Genomic DNA, 22,452 nt, shown 5'->3' on the forward strand with positions numbered 1-22,452 from the left:
CTAACCCGCCAAAGCCTCAACCAGCGCGACCAGTCGGTCGGTGGCATCCGGCCTGCCCTGCGCTTGCGCTTTGCGCGCCATATCTTCCGCACGCAGCGGATCTTGCAAAATCGCTGCCATTTGGGCGCTTAAGCCAGCGGCGTCAAGCTGAGCCTCGGCGATCAGCAGCGCTGCCCCTGCGTCAACCAGGCCGCGCGCGTTGGCGGTTTGATGATCGCCCGTCGCCGCCGCGAACGGGATCAGGATCGAGGGCCGCCCGATCACCGAGATATCCGCCACCGATGAGGCACCCGAGCGCGAGATCACCAGTTGCGCCTCGGATAACCTGCGCGGAATGTCGGTGAAAAACGGCTCCACGTCCGCCCGCACACCCGCCTCGGCATAGGCCGCCACCACCGCCGCCAAATCCTCGGCCCGCGCCTGATGCGCCACCCGCAGGTGCGCGCGCAGGGCTTCCGGCAAAGCCGCCACCGCCGCAGGCACCATTTGCGACAAGATGCGCGCGCCTTGGCTTCCCCCGATCACCAGCAACTCCATCGGGTAATCGCCGGGCGCAATATAGCCCGCCCCCACGCGCTCCAACACCGAGGCACGCACCGGATTGCCGGTATGAATACCCGCAACGCCCTTAGGCAAAGCCGTGGGCCAAGTGCCACAGGCCACTTTATCGACGCGGCGCGCGAAAACCGTATTCACCCGCCCCAACACGCCGTTCTGCTCATGGATCATCCGCGGCCTGCGCAACATCCACGCCGCCGTCAGCGCCGGGATCGAGGGATAGCCGCCAAAGCCGACCACCACATCTGGCCTATCGCGCAAAGACGACAGCAGCGCCGAGACAATACCGCCCGCAATCCGAAACGGCACCGCAAGCTTTGCGACCAAACCACCGCGCGCGAAGGTCGCCGACGATAATTCTACAATCTCAACCGCCTTCGGAAAGCCCCCGGCATAGCGCGCCCCACGCGCATCGGTTGACAGTTTCACCCGCCAACCCTTGGCAATCAACGCCTCGGCCAAAGCCTGCGCCGGGAACATATGCCCGCCGGTGCCGCCCGCTGCGATCAACAGCAAAGCCATCAGCGCCCCCGCTTGAAAATATCAGACATCTGGCCCTGCGGACGGCTACGCGTCATCGCCAAAAGCATCCCCACCGTGATGCCCGCCGCAATCACCGAACTGCCGCCATAGGACACGAAGGGCAGAGTCATCCCCTTGGCAGGCAGCAATCGCACCGCCACCCCCATGTTGATCATCGCCTGCACCCCGAAGATACAAGCCAGCCCCGTGCCCGCCAAACGGGTGAACGGATCACGCTCGCGCGTCAGCCGCACCAGACTGCGCACCACCACCGTCGCGTAAAGCGCGATGATCACCAGCACCAGCACAAGGCCATATTCCTCTGCCGCGACAGCGATGATAAAATCAGTATGCGCATCGGGCAGGGTCCATTTCACCTGCCCCTCGCCGACGCCGACGCCAAAGAAGCCACCCTCTTGAATGGCGCTGGTCGCATAGCCCATCTGGCTGCGCGGATCGACATCCGAAGCTAAAAACCCGTCAATCCGCCGCGCAAAGTGTTCCGACGAATGATAAGCGCTAAAGCCACCAATCCCTGTCAAGCCCACGGCCGTCACGATCAGGATCATCGGCGCGCCCGAAACGAAATAGATCACGCCCCAGCCAAACAACACCAACATGGCTTGACCGAAATCCGGTTGAAACGCCAAAAACAGCACCACCGTGACGGTCAAAGCGAGGGAAATCAGCCTGCCGGGCGGGCCGTTCAGGTCTTGGCTAGACGCCATCAGCCAGGCAATCACGATCATGAAACCGGGCTTCAGAAACTCGGACGGCTGCACCGAGGCAAAGCCAAAGCTGAACCAGCGGATAGCACCCTTGCCAAAATCGGTGCCAAACATCGGCAACAGCATCAGCGCCAGCATCGACACAGCAAAGCCCAGCACACCCAGCCGGCGCACCATCGCAGGCGACATCATCGACACGCCAAAGATCGCAACCAGCGCCATGCCGCCGAAAAACGCCTGCCGCGTGACATAGTAATAGGGGTCAAGCCCGTTGCGCTCGGCCAGTGGCACCGAGGCCGCAAGCCCCAGCAGCAGACCAATCGCAAACAGCACCAACACCGCTGTCAGCGTCCATTTGTCAATCGTCCGCCACCAGCGGGGAATCACCGGTTCCGACACCCTGCTGGGCATCGAGCCATAGACCATCTCAGTCATGGAAAATCCGCCTGTATTTTCGTCTGCTCTGCCGATACCGGGTTTCTCCGGTCACGCCGGGTTTACCCGGTCTGACCGTAAGACTAGCTAAAACGAATCACAAAGGCCAGCAGAAACAAGGGGTCGCGAATCACTTCTGTGGCGATTCTCCGCCGCAAAAGCCGCGCGCCGCCCCTACAACTGATCCTGCCCGGCGGCATCGTGCCGAACCGGCCAGACCGGATGCGGCACCGGGTCTTTCGCGCGCCAGAAATACTGCCGGAAGATCTGGCCATAGCTGCGATAGACGTAAGCCTGGTTGCGCCGCAGGTAATGCTCGCGCCGACTGGTATAAAGTGCCGGCAACTCATACCACGGCACAGCCGGATGCATGTGATGCACGACGTGGAAATTGTTGTTTAAAAACAAATAGCTCAGCGGGCCACGATCCTCGATCACCACGGTGCGGGCGCGGAACGCCTCATGCGCGCGGTGCTCCAGATAGGTGCGGATCTTCAACAAAGCCGTGCCAAGATAGACCGCCAGCAGATAGGCCCAGATCGGCATACCCACCCATTGCAGCCACAAGAACAGCGGCACCAACCCGATCAGATGCAGCCCCCAGGCCAGCAAAACCCGGCCCTCGCCGGTGCGCAGCAAGGCCAGCTCATCGCGCAGGAATATACAGGTGCCCAATGCGGGGCCAAGCAGCATCCGTCCAGCCAAGGTGTTGTTCCAACGCAACAAAACCCGCATCAGCGGTGCGGTTTTGGCCCAGACAGCAGGCTCTATATAGTTTGACTCGGGGTCATCATAAGGGTCTGTCAGCGCCGGGTCGAAATGGTGCTGCAAATGCAAGTCCTTGAAGCGCAGATAGGGCGCGAAGGGCATCAATGCCGGAAACACCAGCGCCTCGTTCAACCATTGCGCGCGGAACGGATGCCGATGCAGCACCTCATGCTGCAAGGAAGAAAACTGCGCCAAGGCGATCCCGGTGAGAAGGATCGACACCGCGCCCGTGCTAACCCAAACCCAACCGCCCAGCGCAAAGACGGCATAAGTCACCAGCAACATCCCCACAGTCGGCCACTCCATAACGCGAGTCTGCGGCATATCTTTCCTCATCAAGGGGTTATCGTCGTACGCTAACACTTGCCAAACCGCTGCGGAACTCAGAGGATATGCAACATCCCATCACCATTGTGGATAATATAAAACAGATGCAGGATTTTATCGACAAACGCCACCGCGCCCCCCTGTTTCGCATCCGTCTGGCCGAGGCGATGGCGCAGCAGGGCACCAGCCAAGCCGCCTTGGCCCGCGCCACCGGGGCGGATCGCTCGACGGTATCGGCCCTGCTCGCCCCCGGCATCCGGCTGCCCAATGCGCAACTGACCGCCGATTGCGCCACGGCTTTGGGGGTGTCTTGCGACTGGCTTTTGGGCCTGACCGATCGGCCCGAGCCGGTGGACGCGCTGCTGGCCAGTTCCGTAACCTTTTCCGAAGCGCCGCGTGCGCTGTTTGACCAAGAGCTGATCGGCTGGCACCGCGCCGCTGCGGGCTATAAAATCCGCCATGTCCCCGCCAGCCTGCCCGATATGTTAAAGACGCCAGAAGTGGTGGCTTGGGAATACGCCGACGACCTTGGCCGCGCCGCTGATCAGGCGATTGCGGCGTTTAAAGACCAGCTGGATTGGATGAAATCCGCGCATTCCGATTATGAAATCGCTATGCCACTGCATGAAATATCGAACTTTGCCCGAGGCTTAGGCTATTGGTCTGGCCTGCCCCTTGGCGCCCGCCATGCGCAGATGGATCATTTGATTGCGATCTGTGACACGCTTTATCCCGCGCTGCGGCTGTATCTGTTTGACGCGCATCGGGTCTATTCCAGCCCGGTCACGGTGTTCGGCCCGCACCTTGCCGTCGTCTATCTGGGCCGCCAATACATCGTGTTTCGCGACCCTGACCGGGTGCAATCCATTCTGCAACATTTTGATGGCTTGATCCGTGCTGCCCCGTTCGGTGCGCGCGGCGTGCGCGATCATCTGGCACGATTACAACGGGTTATGGATCAGTAGACGGTCAACCGCCTAAGATCATAGCCGTTCCATTCAAAGATATCCCGCGCCGCTTTCAGCCGATCCGGCGGGAAGGCCCCTCGGTTCAGGATGAAGCCCAGCCGCCCATTCGGGCTGCCGACCACCAAGGTGCGATAATCGCCATCGGCCCACAAAATCCACCACGGCCCCGGCTGCCCCGGCACCGCAAACCGCCCCACAATATCCGAGGCCATCGGCCCTGCCGCCGCCATCTGCACGCCAGATTCGCACAAACGGTAGCGGATTTGCAGCTCGCCCGCGCCTTGGGAAATCTCGGCACCGCCGGGTTTGCAAGCTTCCCCGCCGAAAGCTGCCACCTGACTCCATGTGCCGACCAGACGGTTTTGGTCCATCACCGCATTGGAATACATCGGCGCATCAGGCGCGCGGTAGCGACCCACCGCCACAGTTTTCGGGGCTATTGCGCAAGCGCTCAGCAGCAAAAGCGCAATCAATCGATACAAAGGGTCACCATCGCGCCATTATCCTGCAAAATTTCATTACAGCCAAACAAAGGCGCGATTGGCGCACAAGTATTTGATCTGGCAAGGCAATCGCCCTCGCAATCGCTTTCCTTGTGGCAAGATTTGCCCGCGTCGCGCATCCTGCGCACGCAACTCATCCCGCCCGCTTTGCCTGCGACAGACCACTGCCCGCCCTTTTTAACGCAAGCCAGTTCTTCCGGCCCCAGCACCCGCGCCGGTTCTTCGGCAACGGGCGGCGAAGTGGCCTTGGCGGGATCAACGGCGGCGGGGTTGGGCTGGGGCGCTACCGCCTGCGCCGCCGGGTCAGGCTTTGCGATTTCCGCCGCTGGCTTGGCAGGATCAGCCGCACCCGCCACCGTAGGTGCGTCCAGAGAGGTCACCGCAATGGCATCGCCAGTGATCGGATTGGCGCTATCGCTGGGCTTCGCCAGCTTGCCACCACCCAAGGTGCAGCCCGCCACCACAACCGCCAAAACCATACAAAACCGCATCGCGCGCCCCTAATATGGCATCGGATGCGCGCGGTGTGCTGCATCAATTTCGGCCAAAACCTCGGCGTCCAATGCGACATCCGCCGCCCCCAAAGCGATCTCAAGCTGCGCCAGATCGGTGGCACCGATGATCGGAATACACGGAAATGGCCGCGCCATACAGAACGCAATCGCCATCTGTGCCGGGTTCAACCCGTGCCGCGCGGCGATGCCCAAATAGGCCGCCACCGCCGGAAACACCTGCGGCGTCACCCGCCCCGACAGCGTCGGATTAAGCGCCCGCCGCGTGCCCTCCGGGATCACGTCGCCCGCATATTTACCCGTCAGCAGCCCGGTGGATAAAGGCGAGAACGCCAGCAGCGGCATATCTTCCAGCGTGGAAAGTTCAGCCCAGTCGCTGTCAAACTGCCGACACAGCAGCGAATATTCATTCTGTACCGTCGCCATCCGCGGCAAACCATGTTTGTCTGCCAGTGCGAGCCAGCGCCCTGCGCCCCACACCGATTCATTGGAAAGTGCAATATGGCGGATTTTGCCCTCTGCAATCAGATCAGCTGATAGCTGAAGCATTTCAAGCATATGCGCTTCAATAGCTGCCTTATCCCCACCCCTCGGATCAAAGTGCCAAATGTCGCGAAAGTGATAGGCGGCGCGGTTGGGCCAGTGCAGTTGATAGAGATCAATGTAGTCGGTTTTCAGCCGCAGCAAGGAGGCCTCGACCGCCGCCCGCATCGCAGCACCCGTCAATGGCGCACCACCGCGAACCGCGTCCTGACCCTCTCCGGTCACTTTGGTCGCCAGCACCAGTTGATCGCGCCCGCCGCGCGCCGCAAGCCAACTGCCGATGATTTCTTCCGTACGCCCCACGGTTTCAGCCCGCACCGGATTGACCGGATACATCTCGGCGGTGTCCCAGAAATTCACGCCGTGGCCCAACGCCACATCCATCTGAGCATGGCCCTCGGCCTCGGAGTTTTGGCTGCCCCAAGTCATCGTGCCCAGCGAGAGCGCCGATACTGAAAGCCCCGTCTGCCCCAATCGCACTTGCCGCATCGCGCCCTCCTGTTTCAGCGCAGACTAGGCGGCGCGCCCTTACAAGGAAAGCCCTTGCGCATGGCCAGATCAGACTGAAGTCTGACCTCACGCGAATTTGCGCGGCCTTGACCAGTTTAATGTTACATTACCTTAAGATAAGGAGGTTTCCTTGCGCATGCTGCTGTTGATTTTGGCGCTTAGCGCCAGCCCCGCCTTCGCGGCCCCTGCCAAATATACCCTGCAACCCGATGCCTCGCTGATCGGGTTTGAAACCGATTTTGGCAGCGATAAAATCACCGGGCAAATGCCGATCACCCGCGCCGATCTCACGCTCGATTTCAAAAATGTCAGCGCCAGCCATGTTGCCGTGACGCTGGACTCCGCCCATGCCGAGGCGTCATTTCCGTTTGCGGCGCAGGCGATGAAAGGCCCTAAGGTGCTGGATTCGGCTGATTTTCCGCAGATCAGTTTTGAGAGTACCTCGGTGACTGCCAACGGCGAAGGTGCCGAGGTCAAGGGTCGCGTGACCATTCGCGGCGTCACCAAACCGATGGTGATGCAGGCGATGATCTGGCGGCAGAAGGGCCATGAGGCCGGCGATCTGTCGCATCTGACCATTCGGCTGACAGGGGCAGTCAACCGCTCGGATTTTGGCGCTGTGGGCTGGTCGGATATGGTCGGCGATCAGGTGCGCTTGGATATTCTGGCCCGCATTGCGCGCAGTGAATAGATGTGGCGGAATTCTCCCACAGGTTTTGGCTTGGCTTCGCGCTTGCTGCATTGGACCATGGCGGGACTGATCTTGGCTTTACTGGTGCTTGGCACGGCGCTTGGCTGGATTAAGCCCAATCTTTCAACGCTTTGGCTTTACGGGCTGCACAAGACGCTAGGGCTGACAGCCCTTAGCCTCGCCGTGATCCGGCTGATCTGGCACCGGATCAGCCCGCCGCCGCGCCCACTGGGGCCACCCAGCCAATGGCAAAACCGCGCGGCGCGGGCCACCCATCTGGCGCTATATCTGCTGATGCTGGCGATCCCGCTGTCCGGTTGGGTCGCCAGTTCCGCGACGGGTCTGGATGTGGTGATCTTTGGCCAGATCACTTTGCCACCCATCGCCCCCACTTCGCAAGCGATTGAAAACGCAGGCTTTGCCATACATGGCATCCTGACCAAGCTGCTGATGGCGCTGCTGCTTGCCCACATCACAGGCGCAGTTCTGCGGGGCTTGAAAGGCGACGGCACGCTGCGGCGCATCACAAAGGGCTCATAATCCCGATCTAGGCTTTAACCTCGTCTGGTCCTTGGCCCTCGCATCGGGTAAACGAGGCGCAACTGACGGGAAAGGGCATCGCATGGCACGGATTCTGATCACCTCCGCCATTCCTTATATCAATGGCATCAAGCACTTGGGCAATCTGGTGGGCTCTCAGCTTCCGGCCGATCTGTTCGCGCGCTACAATCGCGCGCGCGGCCATGAGGTGATGTTCATCTGCGCCACCGATGAACACGGCACCCCGGCCGAACTGGCGGCGGCCAAAGCGGGCAAGCCTGTCGCCGCATATTGCGCCGAAATGCATGATGTGCAGGCCGAGATTGCGCGCGGCTTTCGGTTGTCGTTTGACCATTTCGGGCGCTCATCCAGCGAGCGTAACCATCTGCTGACCCAGCATTTCGCGGGCAAACTGGCCGAGGCTGGACTGATCCGCGAGGTCGAGGAAAGCCAGATCTATTCCATCGACGATCACCGCTTTCTGCCTGACCGCTATATCGAGGGCACCTGCCCGAACTGTGGCTACGAGAGCGCGCGTGGCGATCAATGCGACAACTGCACCAAGCAGTTGGACCCCACCGATCTGATCAACCCACATTCGACGATTTCGGGATCAACCAATCTTGAGGTCCGCAAAACCAAGCACCTTTATCTGCGCCAGCGGTCGTTGCGTGACAAGCTAGAGGCTTGGATTGACAGCAAAAAAGACTGGCCAATCCTGACGACCTCGATTGCGAAGAAATGGCTGAACGACGGCGATGGCTTGCAGGACCGTGGCATCACACGCGATTTGCACTGGGGCATCCCGGTCAAAAAAGGCGATCAAATCTGGCCGGGGATGGAGGGCAAGGTGTTCTACGTCTGGTTCGACGCACCCATCGAATATATCGCCTGCACCGCTGAATGGGCCGACGCGCAAGGCCTGCCAGATGCCGCGTGGCAACGCTGGTGGCGCACTGATATGGGTGCGCAGGATGTCACCTACTATCAGTTCATGGGCAAAGATAACGTACCATTCCATACCCTTAGCTTCCCTGCCACGATCTTGGGGTCGGGTGAGCCTTGGAAGCTGGTCGATTACCTGAAATCGTTCAACTACCTGAATTATGATGGCGGCCAGTTCAGCACCTCGCGTGGGCGCGGCGTGTTTATGGATCAGGCTTTGTCGATCCTGCCCTCGGATTACTGGCGCTGGTGGCTGCTAAGCCACGCCCCTGAATCGGCGGACAGCGAGTTCACATGGGAGAATTTCCAGGTCTCGGTGAACAAAGACCTCGCCGATGTGCTGGGCAACCTTGTGTCCCGCGTCACCAAATTCTGCGTCGCGAAATTCGGCACAGAAGTGCCCAGCGCCGGGGAATTTGGCGAACAAGAGGCCCGGCTGATCGAAGAACTCGGCACCCGCATCAAAGACTACGCCGCCTGTATGGAATCGATGGAGGTCCGCAAGGCCAGCGCCGAGTTGCGCGCGATCTGGGTGATCGGCAACGAATATCTGCAAGCCGCAGCACCCTGGACGGTGGTGAAAACCGACCCCGAGCGCGCGCAAGCGATGATCCGCCTCAGCCTGAACCTGATCCGGGTTTATGCGATCTTATCCGCGCCCTTCATCCCGGATGCGGCTGCCACCATGATGGCCGCAATGGGATCGCAGGATTGGACTTGGCCCGATGACGTGGCAGCTGCGATGACAGCCCTGCCAGCAGGCCACGCCTTCAGCGTGCCGGAAAACCTGTTCCGCAAGATCACCGACGAAGAACGCGCCGATTGGCAGCAACGATTTGCTGGTATCCGCACCTGATGCAGCCTGCAGGCGGTTCTGCTATGCTTGCACCGGAGGGGGCCGTTATGAGCGATGCGCAAAAATACGTCGCCAAAGGTTCGGCGCATGTCACTCTGCCGGGGCAGGTAGAGCCGCTGGATGTGGCCTTTGTGCTGCTGCCGAAATTCACCATGCTGGCGTTTTCCTCGGCGATTGAACCTTTGCGGATGGCCAATCAACTGACGCAACAGGTGCTGTTTCGCTGGCAGGTATTGTCGGATGATGGCGGCCCGGTGACTTGTTCAAACGGTGTGCCGATCATGGTCGATGGCGCTTGGGCGCAGGCCAAACCCGAAGGCATCGTGCTGGTCTGTTCGGGGGTGGAGCCCGAAGGCAAAGCCAGCCAAGCCTTGGGCGATTGGTTGCGCGGGTTATGGCGACGGGGGCGCGTGGTCGGCGGGTTGTGTACAGGGGCTTATGCGCTGGCGCAGGCGGGCATCCTGAAGGGCCACCGTTTCACGATGCATTGGGACAATATCGACGCTTTCGCCGAAAACCACCCAGACCTTTTGCCCGCCCGGCAAGTGTTCTGCATTGACGACCGGGTGATGACCTGCGCCGGCGGTGTCGCTGCCGCCGATCTAATGCTCAAGCTGATCAACGACCGCTTCGGCCCGGTTTTGGGGCAAGAGGTGATGAACATGTGCCTGCTGACCCAGCGCAGACAGGAAGAAGATCTGCAAACCACCTCGCTTGCCGCCCGCCTCGGCACCCGCCACGACAAACTTCTGCAAGCGGCGGCTTATCTTGAGGCGCATATCGAGGAAGACTTCGACCTTGACGCTTGCGCCGCCCACCTCATGCTGTCGCGCCGCCAGATTGAGCGGCTGTTCAACCGCTATCTCAACATCACTCCGGTGCGCTATATGAACGATTTGCGGCTGGCGCGCGGGCGGTCTTTGCTCGCGGAAACTGATATGAAGGTGACAGAGGTGGCGGTGGCCTGCGGCTATGCATCCACCTCGCATTTCTCGAAGTCGTTTCGGAAGAAATACGGCACCTCGCCCTATCGCTTTTCGCATTTCGGCGGCTAAGGCGATTCAGGTTTTCAGGGAAGCTAGCCTACCGCAAAACGCGTTCGAGTGAAACGAAAGGCAGCGATGTCCGATACCTTGTAAACCTGAACCGCTCTGCACGGCTGTTGGCCTGATCTGATGGCGCGGCTTACGCCGCAAGCCTCTTCAGCGCTGACGCGCGGTTGGGATGCGGCATCGACGCCTGCCCCCAGCGTTTTTCTTGCAGCACCCTGCCCCAGCCGCTATGCAAGCGCAGCAATTCCCGGAGGCCGCCATGCCCAGCTTTCTGTCGACCGATGACACCGATTTTGAGGCCCGCTTCACAGCCCTTCTGGGCATGAAGCGCGAAGAAGCCGAGGATGTCGATCAGGCCGTAGCCGCCATCATCGCCGATGTCCGCGCCCGTGGCGATGCTGCGGTGCTGGATCTGACCACCAAATTCGACCGTCTGACGCTGACAGCGCAGACCCTCGCCTTCAGCCCTTCGGAGATCGAAGCAGAATGTGCCAAAGTCTCTCCCGAGGATCGCGCCGCGTTGGAACTCGCGGCGGACCGCATCCGCGCCTACCACTCCCGCCAAATGCCGAAAGATGAGATGTGGACCGACAGCGCAGGGGCAACTTTGGGCTGGCGCTGGACCCCGGTATCCGCCGCGGGCCTCTACGTCCCCGGTGGCACGGCGTCTTATCCTTCCTCGGTGCTGATGAACGCCATCCCCGCCAAAGTAGCAGGTGTTGCGCGCTTGGTGATCACCTGCCCGACCCCCGGCGGTATTGTGAATCCTTTGGTGCTGCTCGCGGCGCGGATCGCAGGCGTTGACACCATCTACCGCATCGGCGGCGCGCAGGCGGTGGCGGCGCTGGCCTATGGCACCCAAACCATTGCGCCGGTTGATAAAATCACTGGTCCGGGCAATGCCTATGTGGCCGCCGCCAAGCGCCGGGTGTTTGGCCGGGTTGGCATCGACATGATCGCCGGGCCATCGGAAATTCTGGTGATAGCAGATCGCGACAACGACCCCGATTGGATCGCGCTCGACCTGCTCAGCCAAGCCGAACATGACGCCTCTGCGCAATCCATCCTGATCACCGATGATGCGGCTTTCGGGCAGGCCGTTGCCCTCGCTGTCGAAAAACGCCTTGTCACACTGGAGCGTCGCGATATTGCGGGGGCGTCTTGGCGCGACAATGGCGCGGTGATCATCACCCGCGATCTGCATGAGGCAGCGGCGCTGTCCAACCGCATAGCCCCCGAACATCTCGAACTCTGCACCGCCGACCCCGAGGCGCTGTCACAGCAAATCACCCATGCTGGTGCTATCTTCTTAGGGGCATGGACACCGGAAGCCATCGGCGATTACGTTGGCGGCCCGAACCATGTGTTGCCCACCGCCCGCTCGGCGCGGTTTTCTTCGGGATTGAGTGTGATGGATTTTGTGAAACGGACCACCTTGGCCAAAATGACCCCTGAAGCGCTGGCGCAGATCGGCCCCGCCGCGGAACGGCTGGCAATCTCGGAAAGCCTGCAAGCGCATGGGCTTTCCGTCCGCGCGCGGTTGGATCGCTTGAACCGGGGGGCAGAATGAACCGCATCTGCGCCATCGACATTGACGAAAAGGGCCTCGCCCGCGTCACCCCGACGATTGAGCAAGAGCGCAATGTCGCGATCTTTGATCTGCTGGAAGATAACTCTTTCACCCTGCCGGTGCGCGACGACCGCGCCACGGTGCCAGGCCCCTACCGTCTGGGGCTGGCGATCCGCGAGGGGCGGCTGGTGTTTGATATCGCCACAGAAGCCACAGAAAAAGTCGGCGAGTTCCACCTGTCGCTAGGGCCATTCCGCCAAGTGGTGAAGGATTACTTCCAAATCTGTGAAAGCTACTTCGAGGCCGTCAAACGTCTGCCCCCAAGCCAGATCGAAGCCATCGACATGGCCCGTCGCGGCATCCACAACGAGGGCGCGCGGGTGCTGCAAGAGCGGCTTGACGGCAAGGCCGAGGTCGATATCGACACCGCCCGCCGCCTGTTCACCCTGATCTGCGTGTTGCACTGGGGCTGATGATGGCATTTCCGCAATCGGTGCTGTTCTGCTGTGATCACAACGCTGTCCGCTCGCCGATGGCCGAAGCGATGATGAAGAAATTTTACGGCCAGCGCGCCTATGTGCAGTCGGCAGGGGTGAAGAATGATATGGAGGTTGACGGCTTTTCCATCGCCGTCTGCGCAGAACTCGGCGTTGAGCTCGCCCGCCACCGCACGCGGTCGTTTGAAGAAATGCAGAACCTCGGCGATGATCTTGGCCAGTTCGACCTGATCATCGCTTTGTCCCCCGCCAGCCAGCACGCCGCGCTTGATCTGACGAAATCCTACCATCTTGAGGTTGAATACTGGCCGATCATCGACCCCACCGCTTTGGGTGAGGGCCGCGACGCCAAACTCTCCGTCTACCGCCAAGCCCGCGACCAGATCAAAACCCGGATGCTCGACCGCTTTGGGCCACCGACAGAACTCTAAGCCGCTAAAACTTATCTAAAATTTTGTTTCATCTTGGCGAAAATACTCCACGGGGATTTGGGGGCGTGAAACCCCCAATCTTAGGCTTCAACCCGCGCCGCCAGAATTTCTGCCAAATTCGCCTCAATCCACCCGGTCAAGGCCCCCACCCGCTTGGCGGCTTCAACGCCTAAAGCCGTCAGCGAATATTCCACATGCGGCGGCACCACCGGATGCGCCACCCGCAACACCAGCCCATCGCCCTCCAGCGCTTGCAAAGTCTGCGAAAGCATCCGCTCTGACACCCCGCCCACCCGTCGCCGAAGGGCCGAGAACCGCAAGGTGCCATCCTGCAAGGCAAACATCACCAGCACGCCCCACTGGCTGGTCAAATGCTTCAACACCGCCCGCGACGGACAATTTGCCACCAGCACATTCGGCGGAAATTCGACCGCTACATTCATCCTGCAGCCCCTCGCGGCAAAACTTTATACTAACAGAAATGTATGTACTTCTCTTTCGTAAGTAAAGGCGTATCTTTGCGCCACCGACCAAACAGGAGATCAAAATGACCATCGCAATCACCGGCGCCAGCGGCGCTCTCGGCCAACTCGCCCTCACCGCCCTGAAAGCCCGCGCGCCGCAGGCCGAATTTATCGCCCTTGTCCGCGATCCGGCAAAAATCACTGGCACCCCGGCCCGCGCTTTTGACTATACCAAACCCGAGACGCTTGCCCCTGCCCTCAAAGGCATCGACACCCTCGTGCTGATTTCCTCGAATGATTTCAACAACCGCGCGGGCCAGCACCGCGCCGTGATTGATGCCGCCAAAGCCGCAGACGTCACACGCATCATCTACACCTCGATCCTGAAGGGTGACGCTTCGCCGATGATTCTGGCAGCAGATCACATCGCGACTGAGGCCGCGCTGAAAGCCTCCGGCATCCCCGCCACCATCCTGCGTAACGGCTGGTACACCGAAAACTACACCGGCAGCTTGAAAGCTTCCATCGAACATGGCGCACTGATCGGGTCCTCTGCCAATGGCCGCATCGCCTCTGCCGCCCGTGCCGATTATGCCGAAGCCATCGCCGTCACCGCCCTTGATGACAGCCATGCAGGCAAGACCTACGAGCTTGCAGGCGACATCCCGCACACCATGGCCGAATTTGCGGCTGAGGTGTCCAATCAGGTCGGCAAAGCGATTGCCTTCAACACCTTGCCGAAAGACACCTACGCGGGCATCCTGCAAAGCTTCGGTCTGCCGGAAGCCTTCGCCAATATCCTCGCCGACAGCGACGACACCGCAGCAACCGGGTCGCTGCTGGATGAAAGCCACACGTTGTCAAAGCTGATCGGTCGCCCGACCACGCCGATCGCCACCACGATCAAGGCGGCGCTGTAAGCGCGCGCCAAAGCAGTGCTCGAACCAACCTGCGACAGCGGCCTCCCGTCGCTGCCGCAAACCACCGCCATGCTGCCGATCCCGGTCTGGACCGGGCCGCGCCCGCGTGCCACCATGCGCCAAATCCTGCATGAGGCCAGTATGACCGAAACCGCCCGCACCACCGTCACCGCCTATTACGCTGCCTTCAACGCCGAAAACCCCACGGGGATGCTCGCCTGCGTCACCGACGGCATTGAGCACCGCGTCAACGAAGGCGGCATCCGGCTTGGCCGCGAAAAGTTCGCCGAATTCTGCGCGCATATGGGCGTGTCCTACCGCGAACAGCTGAAAGACATTGAGATTTTCGTAAACCAGGCAGGCACCCGCGCCGCCGCGGAATTCGTGGTCCATGGCGCATATCTCAAAACCGACCCCGGCCTGCCCGAAGCCCGCGGCCAAAATTACATCCTGCCCGCCGGATCGTTCTTCGACCTAAAGGATGGCAAAATCTCCCGCATCACCACCTTCTACAATCTCAACGATTGGATCGCTCAGGTCTCGGCATGACCCCAGATCTGGCCGCCGAGATCGAAGTTCGCGCCCTGACCGGCACAGCACTAGAGGCCGCCCTGGATGGTGTCGCCGCCCTGCGCATCGCGATTTTCCGCGACTGGCCCTACCTTTACGACGGAAACCTCGCGTATGAACGCGCCTATCTGCAAACCTACCGCGACAATCCCGGCGCCCTTTTGGTCGGGGCCTTCCACAATGGAGGTTTGGTCGGAGCCTCCACCTCGACCCTGATGGAAGATCACGCCGAAGCGTTCTCCGCCCCGTTCCGTGCGCTGCATATTCCGCTGGAAAACATCCTCTACGGTGCGGAATCCGTCCTGCTGCCCGCCTATCGCGGCATCGGTCTGGGCCACCGCTTCATTGATCTGCGCGAAGACCACGCCCGCGCCATGCACCGCGCCTATGTCGCGTTCTGCTCGGTCAAACGCCCCGAAAACCATCCGCTGAAACCCACGAATGCCCGCTCCAATGATGCGTTCTGGATGGGCCGGGGCTATGAGCCGCTGCCCGGCGTGCTGGCAGAGTTCGCGTGGAAAGACGTGGGAGACGACGCAGAAACCACCAAACCGCTGCAATTCTGGATGCGCAAACTGTAGGGTGGGGTTTTACCCCACCGCGCCGCATAATTGGTGGGGTGAACCCCACCCTACATCTCAAACCCGCCGCCTCGGCCTACATGGGTAGGGCGGGGTTCACCCCGCCACTCCCGCCCCCCCCCAAGACCAAGGCCCGCCATGATCCTCGCCGCAGCCGCCTACCCGCTCTCCCGCCTTGTCGATTTCTCGGAATATGCCAACAAACTCACCATATGGGTCGAAGATGCCGTAGCGATGGGCGCTAACCTGCTGGTGTTCCCGGAATATGCCAGCATGGAACTGGCCTCGCTCGCCCCGCGCGAAGTCTCGGACGACCTAGAGGCTGCATTGCACGCAGTCGCCCGCCATGGCCCTGCCGTTGATGCCCTGCACTGCCAACTCGCAGCCAAGCACAACCTCTACATCCTCGGCGCATCGGCCCCATATTTCGGCACTCAACGCCCGACCAACCGCGCCACCCTCTACGGCCCCAACGGCATCATCGGCCACCAAGACAAGCAGATGATGACAAGGTTTGAGCGTGAAACGTGGGATGTGGTCGCAGGTAACCCGCTGCAACTGTTCGACACAGCCATGGGCAAAATCGGCGTACTGATCTGCTATGACAGCGAATTTCCCCTGCTCGCCCGCACCTTGATCGAGGCAGGCGCGCAAATCCTGCTCGTGCCGTCCTGCACCGACACTCTGGCCGGATATACACGCGTCAAAGTAGGCGCGATGGCCCGCGCGCTGGAAGGTCAATGCGTCGTCGTCCACGCCCCCACCGTCGGCCCGTGCGACTTCTGCCCCGCTGTGGACGAGAATGTAGGCTCCGCCGCAATCTACGGCCCTTCTGACAAAGGTTTCCCCGAGACCGGGATTCTCGCCCAGACCGCGCTAAACCAACCCGGCTGGGCCATTGCCGAAATCGACCTTTCCGCCGTTGAGATCGTGCGTGCCACAGGCTCGGTGTTCAACCACGCACACTGGCCCGAACAAGCCAGCCGTGCCATCCAACCCATCGAAATCGTTAAAAACCCCTGAACACGCCGCCCCATACGTTAAAAATCCACAGCAAAAGCCCACTCCACCCGTGGTTCCCCTAAGCCCATCCTCTGTGCAAAAATATCCCCGCCGGAGGCAATCTGACGCCTTAAAATGATGAACGTTTGATCTTGCGGACTTCGTGTAAAACAGTCCCATCCCGCACAATTCCCCAGACAACCACAACATGTTGTGTCCAACGCCGCAAAATAAGCCGCGATACACAAACCACTCCCAGCGGGGAAGAAACTCCGCCCGCAAAGTCCGCGCATCCGTGAACACGCAAACCACCCCAAACAGCCCCGATTTTCCCCCTTGAAAATCCCCCCCAACAAGCGCATATCCCTGCCGATGCCTGCGGTTCCCGCGGGCTAAATCCTATTGGAGAGACCATGGCCAAGGAAGATATCCTCGAATTCCCCGGTGTCGTGAAAGAACTCCTGCCCAACGCGACATTCAAGGTTGAACTCGACAACGGCCATGAATTGATCGCGGTGATGGCAGGCAAGATGCGCAAAAACCGCATCCGGGTTCTGGCAGGCGATAAGGTGCAGGTCGAAATGACCCCCTATGATCTGTCCAAAGGCCGCATCAACTACCGCTTCAAGTAACGTGAGCGCTTTCCGAAAAGTGGGCACCGGTTTTCGGACCCAAAAGCGCGGGAAACCCTGATGAAGCTTATCCTCGGATCAGGCAGCCCGCGCCGGAAGGAACTTCTGGCGCAGCTTGGCATCATCCCCGACGCCATCCTCCCCCCCGACATCAACGAAGACCCGCTCAAGGGCGAGTTGCCCCGCCCCTATTGTGCGCGTCTGGCGCGCGAAAAGGCGGCGGCGATTCCCGCCGACCCCGATGACATCATCCTGACCGCCGACACCACAGTCGCCCTCGGCCGCCGTATTCTCGGCAAACCCGCCGATGCAGGCGAGGCCGCACGATTCCTCACCGACCTCGGCGGGCGGCGGCATCAGGTGATCACCGCCATCGCCGTCAAACGCGGTGACAAAATCTGGAGCCGCGAAAGCGTCTCGGCTGTGAAGATGAAACGGCTGTCTGACGTGGAGCTGAACACCTATCTCGCATCGATGGAATGGCAAGGCAAAGCCGGTGCCTACGCCATCCAAGGTGCTGCTGGCGCCTTCATCCCGTGGATTTCTGGCAGCTTCACCGGCATCGTTGGCCTTCCCTTGGCTGAAACCGCAGCCCTGCTTGCCGCCGCAGGCTACCCCATCTGGAAAAGCCAATGACCCGCACCGTCCTGCTCGATACCCTGAAAGACCGCCCCGCCGCCGCCTTGGTTATAGACGGCCAGTTGCACGATCTGGCGATTGACCCGATCACCGACGCCCCCCTGCCCGGTGCGATCTACCGCGCCATCGCCGACCGCCCGATGAAGGGCCAAGGTGGCTTGTTCGTTAAACTCCCCGAAGGCTCAGGTTTCCTGCGCCAAACCGCAGGTATCGCCCCCGGCCAGCGCCTGCTGGTGCAGATCACCGGTCCTGCCGAGGCTGGCAAGGCCTATCCCGTCACCACCCGCCTGCTTTTCAAATCGCGCTACGCCATCGTCACGCCGGGTGCTCCGGGCCTGAATATCTCGCGCCGGATAAAAGACGACGCGCTGCGCGATGATCTGGAAGCGCTGGCAAAGGTCGCGATGCAAGGCGCGGATGAGATGCTGGGTTTGATCCTGCGCTCGGCCTGCACGCATGCCAATGATGACGAAATCGCCGAAGACATCGCAGCAATGCGCGAACTCGCACAGGCAGTGCTGGCGGATATTCAAGGCAATGCCGAACTGCTGGTCGAAGGCGCAAGCGCACATGAAACCGCTTGGCGCGACTGGGCCGATCCCGAACCCGATGAGGTGATCGAGGGTGGTTTTGCCGACCATGACGTGCTGGAGATGATCGACGCCCTGCTCACTCCGCGTGTGACCTTGAACGAGGGTCACATGATGATCGAGCCCACCCGCGCGCTGATCGCAGTCGATGTGAACACCGGCAATGACACCTCGCCCGCCGCAGCCCTGAAGGCCAACATTGCCGCCGCCCGCGAACTGCCGCGTCAGCTGCGGCTGCGCGGATTGGGAGGCCAAGTGGTGATCGACTTCGCGCCGATGCCGAAGAAAGACCGCGCCATCCTAGATCAAGTCATCCGCGCCGCATTCAAATCGGAATCCGAGGTCAATCTGGCAGGCTGGACCACGCTTGGCCTTTACGAGATCACCCGCAAACGCGACCGTCTGCCGCTGACGGAACTGCTGGAATGAGCTGCCCGATCTGCAACCGCAAATCTGACGAAAAATACAAACCCTTCTGCTCGCGCCGCTGCGCAGATGTTGATTTGGGCAAATGGCTTACGGGTAGTTATGCTATCCCAACTGCGGCGATTGACGACGAAAACCCGGAAGATCTCAGCGACCCGAAACATCGCCCGCAATGATCTGCCGCCCAGCGCATTTTTCTGGCAAAACCCACTGGACAGCCCCGCGCCTGTAACGTATCACCCCGCCACCAAGTAAGATAAGGCCTTGCAAGATGTGCCCGGATAGCTCAGTTGGTAGAGCAGCGGATTGAAAATCCGCGTGTCGGCGGTTCAATTCCGTCTCCGGGCACCAATATTTTACGAAATATTGTTTAAAATTAAATAGTTAGCATGCTGGTCTGTAGTCCTATCCCCCTAAATATCCCCCTTCTTGCGTTGATAGGGTGGATTGCCCGCCGCGCTTCGCCCCGATGCGGCAATGCGCTACGCTCGGCCTAACACCCCCCCCTCCGCGTGCGCGCGTAATGGGCGGCGATTAGGGCTAACACCCCATCCCCCGCCCGCGTGTATTTCTGCTAGATACCGCATTGCAGGGCTTGAACCTACTTTTGTGCGAAGTGTAAAGTGGCGAGGTGGTATCATCGGCAAGCTGCAAGGCCGGGAAAGCGTCAAAAAAGCGTAGTGCGTCTTGCAAGGTCCGAAAAAAAGTAAACCGCCGAAACATCCCGCGACATGCGCCCCGCCGAATGATACGCAAAGCCGCTCAGCCCAAGTTCTTTGATAAGCCAAGAATGGGGATCAATTCCCGCGCCCGAAAAGCCACTGCCCGGCACCACGATACAGACGCGGATCGGCCACGATCTATCATCGACGGCTTTTTGTGGTGTAGCGCGACGATCAAGATGAGACTTCGCATCCAGATTGTCGCGCTACACGTAAGGCCCAGTCTAAAGGAAACGCGAGCCATGGTTCCCCGGCGCGAGGGTTGCAAAGATTGAACACGCGCCCCTCTTACGCTGGGCTTCCTCCCTACTTGCACACGTGTGGCGCTTGATAGACCGGCGATGCGGTATCGTCGGCAAGCTGCAAGGTAGGAAAGGCCGCAAGGAAGCGTTGCAAGTCTGACATGACGCGAAAGTAGATTGCCTGAACATCGCGCGAAGGAAAGCCCTACGCGTGACTGGCAAACTCCCCCAAGACCAGGTTCTTGTTAAGCCAAGCGTCAGGATCAATTCCTGCACTGGAATACCCAGAGCTTGGCACTCGAACACAAACGCGTTGGCACGTCCTGCAAATGCACTTGCTTACAGCGATCCGATGCCGGACCTTGTCAAATTATCCGCGTACTTATGGCTTGGTCTGTCGGAGGCCCACGATTATGAAAAAAAATGCCCCGTGCGCACTACGGGGCATGCCTCTTATAGTCTCAAGCGCCAGAGTCAGGCACGGCGACGGCGGGCCAGAGCACGGAGTGCAGCAAGCGCACCCAGGAGCAACGGGGCGGCAGCCGGCACGGGAACGGGCGACGGGCCAGTCGGGTCGGTCGATCCGAATGTGATGTTGTCAAAACCAGTCTGGTTTGCAGTGCCCCCGAAATTAATCGACTTGGCCGTGCCGAGGAAGGCAACTGCACCGATATTCCATGTGGCAAAGAGACCAGTCGGATCTCCTGGCCCCGTCGTACCGTTGTTTAGCAGATCGATTTGACCCAGCATAGTCCCGGTCCCATTCATGCCGTCCCAGACGGTAACGCCTGCCACAACCGAAGAAGAGTAGAAAAACGAGAAGCCATCACTGAAGCCCGCCGCAAAGTTCAGGATCGCCTCGTTTGCGTCCAGAAAGAACATCACCGTAGACGGGCTGGGTTCGTTGGCAAAGTTTCCACTGCCGCCTGCATCGCTGTCGATAATTGCGAGCGTCGCTGGCGAAAATTCAACACCTTGCGAGGCATAAAAGTTGCCGACCGGCGCAAGTTCACCAACGCCTTCAAAATTAATCGTGATTACGGCGGCGGCCGAGGGAAGTGCGCTCAGAGCAGACAAGGTGCTGACAAGTGCAAACGTACGGAAGTTCATGATACTCTCCTGTTTAAATGACAAGTAGGTGAAATGTTCGAAAAATTGAACACTAAACGCCGTTTTTAGTAACATAAACGTGTGATTCGTTAAAACAAAAAGATGCGAGATCTGTTTCGCTTGTCGAAACAATCCGCCATTATTTTTTCCCATATCTGCCGCTATCGTGCCGCATTTCTCTCTCGTGAATGGGTCTTGCCGGGCGGGATTGTGCGCGGGACCGCCCTGATCCAATAAGTTATAAGCGATGAACATGGCAACAAACGCACGGCAGGGGAATCGCGTTTGGGATTTGACCTGATCCGAGGGGCCTTGCGGTCTTGGGCAGGATGGATTCTGGAGCGGGGTTCGCCCTTTTGGAGCCCATTTCCCGCATGGACATCCTCTTCGCCGCTTTCGAAGACATCCTCCTCGCCGCTTTCGAAGACATCCCCGATCCCCGGGCCGACAACGCGCGTCACGACCTTTGCGAACTTCTGGTCCTAGGCTTTGTTGCGGTGCTCTGCGGGGCGACGAATTGTGCCGAGATGGCGGACTTCGGTCGGGCAAAAGAGCATGTTTTCAGAGGCTTCCTGAAGCTCAAGCATGCAATTCCGTCGCATTACACCTTCTCGATGGTGTTTCGGATGATCGATCCGAAGGCGCTGGATGCGGCCTTCGGGAGGGTGCTGGCCCAGATCGCGGCGATGCTCGGCGACGGCGATGTGATCGCCATTGACGGCAAGGCCCTGCGCGGCGCGCGTGACAAGGGACAGGGCGTGCGGACCCGGATGATGGTCTCGGCCTACGCGGCGCGCCTGCGCCTGACGCTGGCCACGGTGGCCGCCGATAATGGCGGCGAACTGGAAGCGGCGCTCGAGATGCTTGGCCTGATCGCGCTCAAGGGCAAGGTGGTGACGGCGGATGCCACCCGGAACTGGCCCGCCGCCTGAAGATCGACATCTGGTTCTGCGATCCGCACGCGCCCTGGCAGCGGGGTTCCAACGAGAACACCAACGGTCTGCTGCGCCAGTTCTTCGCCAAGGGCACCGATCTGAGCGGCATCAGTCAGACCGACCTGAACGACGTGGCGCGCCTGATGAACCAGAGACCCCGCAAAACCCTCAGATGGAAAACCCCCGAAGAAGCCATGGCCGAAGAACTCGCGGCCTTCAGATCAACCGTTGCACTTGAAACTTGAATCCAAGGAGCCCCTCTATATTTCAAAATCTCTGAATTGCGTAAGCGGCAAATATGCTCCCCATGCCAGTCCCCAAGCCGACCGCCCTACAGTTTAAACTTCCTTGCCCGTGCAGTCCGCGTGCGGCACCCCTCGCAGCAATAGCGGGCATCAGCGCGTCGGTAGATCGGCACCGGGTCATGGCACTCCCTGCACGCCCACCCGTCGATACAGAGACGCTTCAGAACGGCCACGGCGCGGGCATTGCGGTGCTTTGGGTTGCCTTCAAAAATGGGCGGTTTCGCCATCCCAGAGTCAATCTAGAGCAAGTCACCTTCAATCGGGACCATATCCTGCGGCTTTGAAGTAGTTTCTGCATTCCTGGCTATGGAATAGATCGCAGACTGCACCGACGGCGGTCCAGAGGGCTTGGTACGTT

General features: G+C 60.2%; 25 protein-coding genes, 1 tRNA gene and 1 pseudogene. 19 read left to right on the forward strand and 8 right to left on the reverse strand.

Annotated elements, in window-relative coordinates:
• From murG to ACP7AP_RS10225, 3 genes are all read right to left on the reverse strand, one after another.
• Window positions 1-1,080: an undecaprenyldiphospho-muramoylpentapeptide beta-N-acetylglucosaminyltransferase gene (gene murG, locus ACP7AP_RS10215; protein ID WP_426034105.1), complete on the reverse strand. Its 1,080-nt coding sequence runs from the start codon at window positions 1,078-1,080 to the stop codon at window positions 1-3.
• The gene (locus tag ACP7AP_RS10220; protein WP_426034106.1) at window positions 1,080-2,243 is read right to left on the reverse strand and encodes a peptidoglycan glycosyltransferase FtsW; all 1,164 of its coding nucleotides are present in this window, start codon (window positions 2,241-2,243) and stop codon (window positions 1,080-1,082) included. Before ACP7AP_RS10220 ends, murG begins: the two co-directional genes overlap by 1 nt.
• 174 nt (window positions 2,244-2,417) lie before the next feature.
• Window positions 2,418-3,335: a fatty acid desaturase gene (locus ACP7AP_RS10225; protein ID WP_426034107.1), complete on the reverse strand. Its 918-nt coding sequence runs from the start codon at window positions 3,333-3,335 to the stop codon at window positions 2,418-2,420.
• A 107-nt stretch (window positions 3,336-3,442) separates the two neighbouring features.
• On the opposite strand from ACP7AP_RS10225, the gene ACP7AP_RS10230 reads away from it, so the two are divergent.
• Window positions 3,443-4,303: a helix-turn-helix domain-containing protein gene (locus tag ACP7AP_RS10230; protein WP_426034108.1), complete on the forward strand. Its 861-nt coding sequence runs from the start codon at window positions 3,443-3,445 to the stop codon at window positions 4,301-4,303.
• Here the strand turns inward: ACP7AP_RS10230 and ACP7AP_RS10235 are convergent.
• Genes ACP7AP_RS10235 through ACP7AP_RS10245 form a run of 3 tightly spaced genes read right to left on the reverse strand, consistent with a single transcriptional unit; the run spans window position 4,297 to window position 6,353 of the window.
• Entirely contained in the window at window positions 4,297-4,788 is a 492-nt protein-coding gene (locus ACP7AP_RS10235; protein ID WP_426034109.1) for a lipocalin family protein, read from the reverse strand. The genes ACP7AP_RS10230 and ACP7AP_RS10235 overlap by 7 nt on opposite strands.
• Window positions 4,776-5,300 carry a hypothetical protein gene (locus tag ACP7AP_RS10240; RefSeq protein ID WP_426034110.1) on the reverse strand — a complete coding sequence of 175 codons (525 nt, stop codon included), beginning with the start codon at window positions 5,298-5,300 and terminating at the stop codon, window positions 4,776-4,778. The genes ACP7AP_RS10235 and ACP7AP_RS10240 overlap by 13 nt, the downstream gene beginning before the upstream one ends.
• Window positions 5,301-5,309: 9 nt before the next feature.
• Complete coding sequence (locus ACP7AP_RS10245; protein WP_426034111.1) at window positions 5,310-6,353, reverse strand: aldo/keto reductase; 1,044 nt, start codon at window positions 6,351-6,353, stop codon at window positions 5,310-5,312.
• A 157-nt stretch (window positions 6,354-6,510) separates the two neighbouring features.
• On the opposite strand from ACP7AP_RS10245, the gene ACP7AP_RS10250 reads away from it, so the two are divergent.
• From ACP7AP_RS10250 to ACP7AP_RS10280, 7 genes are all read left to right on the forward strand, one after another.
• Window positions 6,511-7,065, forward strand: coding sequence for a YceI family protein (locus ACP7AP_RS10250; protein WP_426034112.1), 555 nt, complete (start codon window positions 6,511-6,513; stop codon window positions 7,063-7,065).
• Window positions 7,066-7,605 (forward strand): cytochrome b, encoded by a 540-nt coding sequence (locus ACP7AP_RS10255; protein ID WP_426034113.1) that lies wholly within the window; start codon window positions 7,066-7,068, stop codon window positions 7,603-7,605.
• Window positions 7,606-7,687: 82 nt separating this feature from the next.
• Window positions 7,688-9,406 (forward strand): methionine--tRNA ligase, encoded by a 1,719-nt coding sequence (gene metG, locus ACP7AP_RS10260; protein ID WP_426034114.1) that lies wholly within the window; start codon window positions 7,688-7,690, stop codon window positions 9,404-9,406.
• A 47-nt stretch (window positions 9,407-9,453) separates the two neighbouring features.
• Complete coding sequence (locus ACP7AP_RS10265; protein WP_426034115.1) at window positions 9,454-10,461, forward strand: GlxA family transcriptional regulator; 1,008 nt, start codon at window positions 9,454-9,456, stop codon at window positions 10,459-10,461.
• 256 nt (window positions 10,462-10,717) lie between these two features.
• Window positions 10,718-12,028 (forward strand): histidinol dehydrogenase, encoded by a 1,311-nt coding sequence (hisD, locus tag ACP7AP_RS10270; protein ID WP_426034116.1) that lies wholly within the window; start codon window positions 10,718-10,720, stop codon window positions 12,026-12,028.
• Window positions 12,025-12,501 (forward strand): UPF0262 family protein, encoded by a 477-nt coding sequence (locus ACP7AP_RS10275; protein WP_426034117.1) that lies wholly within the window; start codon window positions 12,025-12,027, stop codon window positions 12,499-12,501. The genes hisD and ACP7AP_RS10275 overlap by 4 nt, the downstream gene beginning before the upstream one ends.
• Before the next feature lie 2 nt (window positions 12,502-12,503).
• The gene (locus tag ACP7AP_RS10280) at window positions 12,504-12,956 is read left to right on the forward strand and encodes a low molecular weight phosphatase family protein (RefSeq protein ID WP_426034118.1); all 453 of its coding nucleotides are present in this window, start codon (window positions 12,504-12,506) and stop codon (window positions 12,954-12,956) included.
• A gap of 80 nt (window positions 12,957-13,036) precedes the next feature.
• Here ACP7AP_RS10280 and ACP7AP_RS10285 read toward each other — a convergent pair whose 3' ends face one another.
• Complete coding sequence (locus ACP7AP_RS10285) at window positions 13,037-13,399, reverse strand: winged helix-turn-helix transcriptional regulator (protein WP_426034119.1); 363 nt, start codon at window positions 13,397-13,399, stop codon at window positions 13,037-13,039.
• A 104-nt stretch (window positions 13,400-13,503) separates the two neighbouring features.
• Here ACP7AP_RS10285 and ACP7AP_RS10290 point away from each other — a divergent pair, with 104 nt between their 5' ends.
• The 9 genes from ACP7AP_RS10290 (at window position 13,504) to ACP7AP_RS10330 (ending at window position 19,131) form a co-directional block, all read left to right on the forward strand.
• On the forward strand, window positions 13,504-14,340 hold the full coding sequence (locus ACP7AP_RS10290; protein WP_426034120.1) for an SDR family oxidoreductase: 837 nt from the start codon (window positions 13,504-13,506) through the stop codon (window positions 14,338-14,340).
• 141 nt (window positions 14,341-14,481) lie between these two features.
• A complete protein-coding gene (locus ACP7AP_RS10295; RefSeq protein WP_426034130.1) occupies window positions 14,482-14,889 on the forward strand; it encodes a nuclear transport factor 2 family protein in 408 nt (135 codons plus the stop codon).
• On the forward strand, window positions 14,886-15,491 hold the full coding sequence (locus ACP7AP_RS10300; protein WP_426034121.1) for a GNAT family N-acetyltransferase: 606 nt from the start codon (window positions 14,886-14,888) through the stop codon (window positions 15,489-15,491). Before ACP7AP_RS10295 ends, ACP7AP_RS10300 begins: the two co-directional genes overlap by 4 nt.
• A 138-nt stretch (window positions 15,492-15,629) precedes the next feature.
• Window positions 15,630-16,514 carry a carbon-nitrogen hydrolase family protein gene (locus tag ACP7AP_RS10305; protein ID WP_426034122.1) on the forward strand — a complete coding sequence of 295 codons (885 nt, stop codon included), beginning with the start codon at window positions 15,630-15,632 and terminating at the stop codon, window positions 16,512-16,514.
• Between the two features lie 392 nt (window positions 16,515-16,906).
• Complete coding sequence (gene infA / locus ACP7AP_RS10310; protein ID WP_054005112.1) at window positions 16,907-17,125, forward strand: translation initiation factor IF-1; 219 nt, start codon at window positions 16,907-16,909, stop codon at window positions 17,123-17,125.
• Window positions 17,126-17,185: 60 nt separating this feature from the next.
• A complete protein-coding gene (locus ACP7AP_RS10315; protein ID WP_426034123.1) occupies window positions 17,186-17,761 on the forward strand; it encodes a Maf family protein in 576 nt (191 codons plus the stop codon).
• Entirely contained in the window at window positions 17,758-18,783 is a 1,026-nt protein-coding gene (locus ACP7AP_RS10320) for a ribonuclease E/G (RefSeq protein ID WP_426034124.1), read from the forward strand. Before ACP7AP_RS10315 ends, ACP7AP_RS10320 begins: the two co-directional genes overlap by 4 nt.
• A complete protein-coding gene (locus tag ACP7AP_RS10325) occupies window positions 18,780-18,956 on the forward strand; it encodes a DNA gyrase inhibitor YacG (protein ID WP_426034125.1) in 177 nt (58 codons plus the stop codon). The genes ACP7AP_RS10320 and ACP7AP_RS10325 overlap by 4 nt, the downstream gene beginning before the upstream one ends.
• A gap of 99 nt (window positions 18,957-19,055) precedes the next feature.
• A tRNA-Phe gene (locus ACP7AP_RS10330) sits at window positions 19,056-19,131 on the forward strand.
• 1,087 nt (window positions 19,132-20,218) lie between these two features.
• Here ACP7AP_RS10330 and ACP7AP_RS10335 read toward each other — a convergent pair.
• Window positions 20,219-21,109, reverse strand: a complete 891-nt coding sequence (locus tag ACP7AP_RS10335) for a hypothetical protein (protein WP_426034126.1) — start codon at window positions 21,107-21,109, stop codon at window positions 20,219-20,221.
• A gap of 119 nt (window positions 21,110-21,228) precedes the next feature.
• Here ACP7AP_RS10335 and ACP7AP_RS10340 point away from each other — a divergent pair, with 119 nt between their 5' ends.
• Window positions 21,229-21,786 carry an ISAs1 family transposase gene (locus ACP7AP_RS10340; RefSeq protein WP_426034127.1) on the forward strand — a complete coding sequence of 186 codons (558 nt, stop codon included), beginning with the start codon at window positions 21,229-21,231 and terminating at the stop codon, window positions 21,784-21,786.
• An 11-nt stretch (window positions 21,787-21,797) separates the two neighbouring features.
• Window positions 21,798-22,034, forward strand: a pseudogene (locus tag ACP7AP_RS10345) (IS30 family transposase); the annotation flags it as partial.
• Window positions 22,035-22,452 lie beyond the last annotated feature (418 nt).

The sequence above is a fragment of the Cypionkella sp. TWP1-2-1b2 genome (assembly GCF_049896245.1).
Taxonomy (GTDB): domain Bacteria; phylum Pseudomonadota; class Alphaproteobacteria; order Rhodobacterales; family Rhodobacteraceae; genus Cypionkella.

Bases quoted from the DNA above. Each gene is read 5' to 3' on its own strand.
- ACP7AP_RS10265 (WP_426034115.1), top strand. From the start codon at position 9,454: ATGAGCGATGCGCAAAAATACGTCGCCAAAGGTTCGGCGCATGTCACT.
- ACP7AP_RS10285 (WP_426034119.1), bottom strand. From the start codon at position 13,399: ATGAATGTAGCGGTCGAATTTCCGCCGAATGTGCTGGTGGCAAATTGT.
- ACP7AP_RS10220 (WP_426034106.1), bottom strand. From the start codon at position 2,243: ATGACTGAGATGGTCTATGGCTCGATGCCCAGCAGGGTGTCGGAACCG.
- ACP7AP_RS10245 (WP_426034111.1), bottom strand. From the start codon at position 6,353: ATGCGGCAAGTGCGATTGGGGCAGACGGGGCTTTCAGTATCGGCGCTC.
- ACP7AP_RS10315 (WP_426034123.1), top strand. From the start codon at position 17,186: ATGAAGCTTATCCTCGGATCAGGCAGCCCGCGCCGGAAGGAACTTCTG.
- ACP7AP_RS10280 (WP_426034118.1), top strand. From the start codon at position 12,504: ATGGCATTTCCGCAATCGGTGCTGTTCTGCTGTGATCACAACGCTGTC.
- ACP7AP_RS10325 (WP_426034125.1), top strand. From the start codon at position 18,780: ATGAGCTGCCCGATCTGCAACCGCAAATCTGACGAAAAATACAAACCC.
- ACP7AP_RS10255 (WP_426034113.1), top strand. From the start codon at position 7,066: ATGTGGCGGAATTCTCCCACAGGTTTTGGCTTGGCTTCGCGCTTGCTG.
- ACP7AP_RS10340 (WP_426034127.1), top strand. From the start codon at position 21,229: ATGGACATCCTCTTCGCCGCTTTCGAAGACATCCTCCTCGCCGCTTTC.
- ACP7AP_RS10275 (WP_426034117.1), top strand. From the start codon at position 12,025: ATGAACCGCATCTGCGCCATCGACATTGACGAAAAGGGCCTCGCCCGC.
- ACP7AP_RS10240 (WP_426034110.1), bottom strand. From the start codon at position 5,300: ATGCGGTTTTGTATGGTTTTGGCGGTTGTGGTGGCGGGCTGCACCTTG.
- infA (WP_054005112.1), top strand. From the start codon at position 16,907: ATGGCCAAGGAAGATATCCTCGAATTCCCCGGTGTCGTGAAAGAACTC.
- ACP7AP_RS10335 (WP_426034126.1), bottom strand. From the start codon at position 21,109: ATGTTCATCGCTTATAACTTATTGGATCAGGGCGGTCCCGCGCACAAT.
- ACP7AP_RS10225 (WP_426034107.1), bottom strand. From the start codon at position 3,335: ATGCCGCAGACTCGCGTTATGGAGTGGCCGACTGTGGGGATGTTGCTG.
- ACP7AP_RS10295 (WP_426034130.1), top strand. From the start codon at position 14,482: ATGACCGAAACCGCCCGCACCACCGTCACCGCCTATTACGCTGCCTTC.
- ACP7AP_RS10230 (WP_426034108.1), top strand. From the start codon at position 3,443: ATGCAGGATTTTATCGACAAACGCCACCGCGCCCCCCTGTTTCGCATC.
- ACP7AP_RS10320 (WP_426034124.1), top strand. From the start codon at position 17,758: ATGACCCGCACCGTCCTGCTCGATACCCTGAAAGACCGCCCCGCCGCC.
- ACP7AP_RS10290 (WP_426034120.1), top strand. From the start codon at position 13,504: ATGACCATCGCAATCACCGGCGCCAGCGGCGCTCTCGGCCAACTCGCC.
- hisD (WP_426034116.1), top strand. From the start codon at position 10,718: ATGCCCAGCTTTCTGTCGACCGATGACACCGATTTTGAGGCCCGCTTC.
- metG (WP_426034114.1), top strand. From the start codon at position 7,688: ATGGCACGGATTCTGATCACCTCCGCCATTCCTTATATCAATGGCATC.
- murG (WP_426034105.1), bottom strand. From the start codon at position 1,080: ATGGCTTTGCTGTTGATCGCAGCGGGCGGCACCGGCGGGCATATGTTC.
- ACP7AP_RS10300 (WP_426034121.1), top strand. From the start codon at position 14,886: ATGACCCCAGATCTGGCCGCCGAGATCGAAGTTCGCGCCCTGACCGGC.
- ACP7AP_RS10250 (WP_426034112.1), top strand. From the start codon at position 6,511: ATGCTGCTGTTGATTTTGGCGCTTAGCGCCAGCCCCGCCTTCGCGGCC.
- ACP7AP_RS10305 (WP_426034122.1), top strand. From the start codon at position 15,630: ATGATCCTCGCCGCAGCCGCCTACCCGCTCTCCCGCCTTGTCGATTTC.